The organism is Aminobacter sp. P4_H6_2 (assembly GCF_056400805.1).
Map to the genome: position 1 here is coordinate 1 of NZ_JBFUKO010000406.1, position 4,894 is coordinate 4,894.

Below are 4,894 nucleotides of genomic sequence, written 5' to 3' on the forward strand. Positions count from 1 at the left end.
CCGGTCCACCGCTGCATCCAGTTGGTCCGGCTCCACGACCTCGTTGACGAGCCCAACGCGATAGGCTTCCGCAGCGTCGATGCGTGCACCGGTCAGCAACATGCCCATAGCGATCGCGCGCGGTATGCGCTGGGACAACTGGGTGATGCCGCCGGCGAGCGCCAGCCTGCCGAAGCGCGGTTCCGGCAAGCCGAAGGAGGCTGCGCTGGATGCAATCACGATGTCGCAGCCAAGCACCATCTCGAAGCCACCGCCGAGCGCCAGCCCGTTCACCCGAGCAATAATGGGAACATTGAGCGTGGTGCGGGTGGAAATGCCGCCGAAACCTCCACCGAGCATCGAGGCCCAATATTCGAGCCCTCGCTTTTCCGACCCGCTCTTCATGTCGGCGCCAGCGCTGAAGGCGCGCTCGCCACTGCCTGTCAGCACCACGCAACGCACATCCGGATCTGCCTCGATCTTGTTCCAGACATCGACCAGCGCGGCTTGCGTTTCCGCATCGACCGCATTCATCACCTGCGGCCGGTCGATGGTCACGCGCGCCAGATGGTCTTTCACTTCGCAGACGACTGTCATTTTGTCATTTCACCTCTGGGCCCGGCGCCATTCCGGACGGCGGGCGTCATTGCGTTGCGGGGCGGTAGCAGCCTGACTTACGCGCGCTTTGCCGTTCGAACCGGCCCGGCCGTGTCGATCGCCGGTGTTGAACGGATTTCCAGCTCTGCCAGGATCTCCGTGGTGTGCTGGCCAAGGCGCGGCGGGTCGTGCCGCAAGCGGAAAGCCCCCTTCTGCAAACCGAGCGGCGAACCGAAGTACCGTTCGCCATTCTCGGTGGTGACGAGCTTGCCGTTTTCAGCGGTCTGGGGGTGATCCAGGGCCTCGCCGAGATCTAGCACCGGCGCGCAGAGAATATCCTGCTCGTCGAAGCGCTCGAGCCAGTGCGCGGTCGTGTTGGTGGCAATCGTCGTGCGGAACAGGCGTTGTAGCTCCGGCTTATGGGCGATCTGGCCGGTAATGTCTGCGTACTTCACCTCTTGCGACAGATCGGGCAGACCCAACGCCCGGCAGATGAGCTGCAAGGGGTTTTCCTTGAAGGCGCCGACGATGACGATCGCACTATCGGTCGTGGGGAAAACGCCGCTCAGCGGACGGTCTCCCCAGTTGAGTTCGCGGCCGTCCTTGAACCAGACAGCCACCTCCTGCATCTGCATTGCCAGCATGGAGTCGAACATCGCAACCGACACCTTCTGGCCGCGGCCGGTCTTTTCGCGCTGAAGAAGCGCCAGCATGATCGCCTGGGCAAGATGCATGCCGGCCGTATAGTCGCACAGCGCCGTGGCGAAGACCGCTGGCGCGGCGTCCGCGTTGGGCTTGCGCGCCATGACGCCCGACAGCGCCTGAAGCAGGATGTCCTGCCCGCCCTTATAGGCGAGCGGGCCGGTGCCGCCAAAACCGGTGCCCGAGGCGCAGACGATGCGCGGGTTGATCTCCGACAGAACGTCGTAACTAAAGCCGAGGCGGTCAATCACGCCTGCCCGGAAATTGTCGACGACGACGTCTGCGGTCTTCACCAGATCGTAGATGACTTGGCGGCCCTCTGCGCTGCGGACGTCGACCTCCATCGAGCGCTTGTTGCGGTTGACCGAACGGTAGACGGCATTCTCGATGCCTTCTGGGTCTTCCTTGAAGGAATGGCGGATCAGATCGCCGAAACCGGGTTTCTCGATCTTGATGACGTCGGCGCCGTAGTCGGCCAGCACCAGCGTGCCGCAGGGGCCGAACATCACTTGCGTGAAGTCGATGACGCGCACGCCTTCCAGCGGCTGGGGCATTTCTCGCTTGTCCATGTGCTTTTCTCCAGCTGCCGTCACAGGGCCATCTCGGCGACCGGTGCGTCGACCGGTGCATCGCCGGGATCGGCGCCCTGGCTTCGTAGCAGTGCGCGAACCTTGGCTATGTCGACATCGGCCACGTTAACACCGGCATTCAGGGCAACTGCCGCTGCCACGCCGACCGCCTCGCCCATGGCCATGCATGGCGGAATCTCGCGGGAAATCTTCTGCGCATCGGACGAGGACGAATAGTGCCGGCCGGCTACCAGCAGGTTGTCGATGCCCTTCGGCAGGAACGAGCGGTAGGGATAATAGTAGTCACGCCCACGAGCGACCGTATCGTGGAAATACCTGCGCTCCAGAACGTCCTGTTTGGTGACGACATACTCGCCTTGCAGGAGACGGGTCTGGCGCACGCCAAGCTGCGGGGCCACGTCTATGAAATAGGCATTGGCGAAACCGAGCAGATGCGCTTTCGCATAGTCCATTGCGTCATGCATCCGGCGGCGGCCCTCGATATCGGCCCTGGTAAGATCGTCGACCTTCAAACCGTCGAACCCGGCCATGTGCGGACAATTGCACCAGATGACGCCCGGAAGCGGCGTCTTCAGCCACCACTTCTCCCAGCTGCCGCCGAGGATGCGCTTCACCTCGCGGTCGATCCTCTGGAATTCTTCCGGCGCTTCATATTCGAAGCGTTCGGCCTCGTCGGTATCGATCCCGCCGAGGCGGAAGACGGTCGTGAGGATGAACGCGCCGGCGGTGAATGCACTGCCTGCCGAGGCTGCGACGTCGAGATCACCCGACGCATCTACGATGATGGACCCCATAATGGCCTGGCGGCCCTCCTTGGTCTCGCATATCACGCCCACGGCCCGGCCATCTTCCACGATCGTCTTGGAGAACCAGGAGTGAGTGCGCAGATGCACGCCAGACTCCATGACGATATCGTTGGAGGCGCGTTTGAAGGCATCTGGGTCGAAGGCAGCAGCCGGGCAGATTTCCGGCGGCTTCTTCTTGGAGTGCAAGTGGTAGACGCCCCAGCGACCCCACTTGCGGTAGAGTTCGGGGCTCGAGCCATGTTCGGCTTCCGGCGGCACCACGCAGAGACCCATTTTCTCCATGCGCTCGATGACTTCGGAGCAGATGCCGCGAACCGTCTGGTTCTTGCCGTCCGACATGTCATCCAGCACCAGCACCATGCCGCCCGAGGCAAGGCCGCCGAGATAGGGGTAACGCTCGAGCAGGATGACCTTGGCACCGTTCCGTGATGCGGCCACCGCGGCGCTGATGCCGGCGGGCCCTCCGCCCACCACGACCACGTCGGCGTGTGCGACAACAGGGACCCGACCCTGATTTTCGACAATATGATCCCGTGCAATCGACATTGCAGTTTCCTCCAGTATTTAAGATTTGTTTTGAAGATTCAGCTACTTGGTGCCGTCGAAGCGCCACTTCAGCATGTGTTTTTCGAGCCAGGCGACCAGTCCGAAGAAGATCGCGGAGAAGGCTGACGCCACGATGATCGTCGCATAGAGGATCCCGGAGTCGTACTGATAGGTGGCCTGGATGATCAGGGCGCCGATACCAACGGTCGCACCGATCCATTCGCCGATTATCGCTCCCACCACCGCACTCGAGGCGGTGATCTTCAGCGCGGAAAACAGATAAGGCAGCGCACCATAGAACCGCAGCTTGATAAAGACCTCGCGCTCGGAGGCCGACAGGATCTTCATCAGCTCCAGATGTTGCTCGGAAACGTCGCGCAGGCCGCGCGTCATGTTCACCAGCGTCGGGAAGAAACAGATCGTGGCCACGATGATGATCTTCGGCACGAAACCGTTGCCGAGCAAAAGCACCAAGATGGGCGCCTTTGCGACCAGCGGAATGGTGTTGATGACGACGATCAACGGAAAGAACGCCTGGTCGATCCAGCGCCGGTAGACGAAGGCGACAGCCACCAGGCAGGCAAGCACATTGCCGATGATGAAGCCTACGATCGACTCGAACGCCGTCACGCCGAGATTGTGCATAAGCATCGGGAATTCGGAAACGAGCGTGCTCATCACCGTTGACGGCGCGGGCGCGATGAAGGCCTTGACGTCGAAGAAGCGTACCGTCCATTCCCACAGGAGGAGCGTGGCGACAAAGACTGCCAGAGGCAGGACGATGCCCTTGTTACGCTCCAGGAAACCCGTTTTTTGCGCCGCGTTGCCGGCCTGTGCCATGTTGGCTGCTGCCACGGCATCGACAGAGGAAGAGTGCATCAGCAGGTCTCCAGAACTTTACGCAGGCGTATCGATGTTTCCACGAACTCCGGCAGGTCTTTGGTTGCCGAGATACGCGGCCGCGGAAGGGGAATGTCGATCATCTCCTTCGTTCGCCCCGGACGAGCCTGCAGCAGAAGTACCCTCTGGCTGAGAAAAGCCGCCTCATAGATGGAGTGGGTCACGAACATGATCGTCACCCCTGTCGTTTCCCAGACACGCAACAGCGCTTCGTTCAGGTGATCGCGGGTAATCTCGTCGAGCGCACCGAAGGGTTCGTCCATCAGCAGCAGCTTCGGCTGATTGACGAGCGCGCGGGCGATGGAGACCCGCTGCCGCATGCCGCCGGAAAGTTGGCCCGGGAGCGCGTCCCGCCGGTCGCCGAGCCCGACGAGGTCGAGYAGTTCGGCCGGTTCACGCCGGTTCGATTGCTCGCCCGCATTACCGATTTCCAGCGGCAGCCGCACATTTTCGAGCGCCGTGCGCCAAGGCAGCAGCGCCGCATCCTGAAAGACGAAGCCGATGTCGCGCCGTTTGCGCGCTGCCTCGGCGGTTCCGCCGAGAACATCCACCGAGCCGTGAGACGGGCTGATGAGATCGGAAACCACCCGCAGCAAGGTGGACTTGCCACAGCCAGAGGGACCAAGGAGCGTCAGGAAATCGCCCTGTGCGACGTCGAAGCTGACGTTCTCCAGGGCTCGGACCGGACCGAAATCCACGCTGACGTTGCAGAGCCGAACGGCAGGTGTCTCGTTCGGCATCGGAGAAATGGCGCCGGCCCTTTCAGGCACCGAG

Annotated in this window: 5 protein-coding genes; all 5 read right to left on the bottom strand. The window is 62.2% G+C overall.

Features of this window, described 5'->3' with window-relative positions:
* Positions 1-576: enoyl-CoA hydratase-related protein (locus tag AC1DUU_RS22915; protein WP_476785684.1), on the bottom strand; the 576-nt coding region annotated here is incomplete at its 3' end.
* Between the two features lie 77 nt (positions 577-653).
* Positions 654-1,847: a CaiB/BaiF CoA transferase family protein gene (locus AC1DUU_RS22920; protein WP_476785685.1), complete on the bottom strand. Its 1,194-nt coding sequence runs from the start codon at positions 1,845-1,847 to the stop codon at positions 654-656.
* Positions 1,848-1,867: 20 nt separating this feature from the next.
* Positions 1,868-3,220 carry an FAD-dependent oxidoreductase gene (locus AC1DUU_RS22925; protein ID WP_476785686.1) on the bottom strand — a complete coding sequence of 451 codons (1,353 nt, stop codon included), beginning with the start codon at positions 3,218-3,220 and terminating at the stop codon, positions 1,868-1,870.
* Positions 3,221-3,262: 42 nt separating this feature from the next.
* The gene (locus AC1DUU_RS22930) at positions 3,263-4,099 is read right to left on the bottom strand and encodes an ABC transporter permease (RefSeq protein ID WP_476785687.1); all 837 of its coding nucleotides are present in this window, start codon (positions 4,097-4,099) and stop codon (positions 3,263-3,265) included.
* On the bottom strand, positions 4,099-4,860 hold the full coding sequence (locus tag AC1DUU_RS22935) for an ABC transporter ATP-binding protein (RefSeq protein WP_476785688.1): 762 nt from the start codon (positions 4,858-4,860) through the stop codon (positions 4,099-4,101). Before AC1DUU_RS22935 ends, AC1DUU_RS22930 begins: the two co-directional genes overlap by 1 nt.
* Positions 4,861-4,894: the final 34 nt, after the last annotated feature.

Excerpts from the sequence above, each read along its gene's own strand:
- AC1DUU_RS22930 (WP_476785687.1), bottom strand. The coding sequence starts at position 4,099 with ATGCACTCTTCCTCTGTCGATGCCGTGGCAGCAGCCAACATGGCACAG.
- AC1DUU_RS22920 (WP_476785685.1), bottom strand. The coding sequence starts at position 1,847 with ATGGACAAGCGAGAAATGCCCCAGCCGCTGGAAGGCGTGCGCGTCATC.
- AC1DUU_RS22925 (WP_476785686.1), bottom strand. The coding sequence starts at position 3,220 with ATGTCGATTGCACGGGATCATATTGTCGAAAATCAGGGTCGGGTCCCT.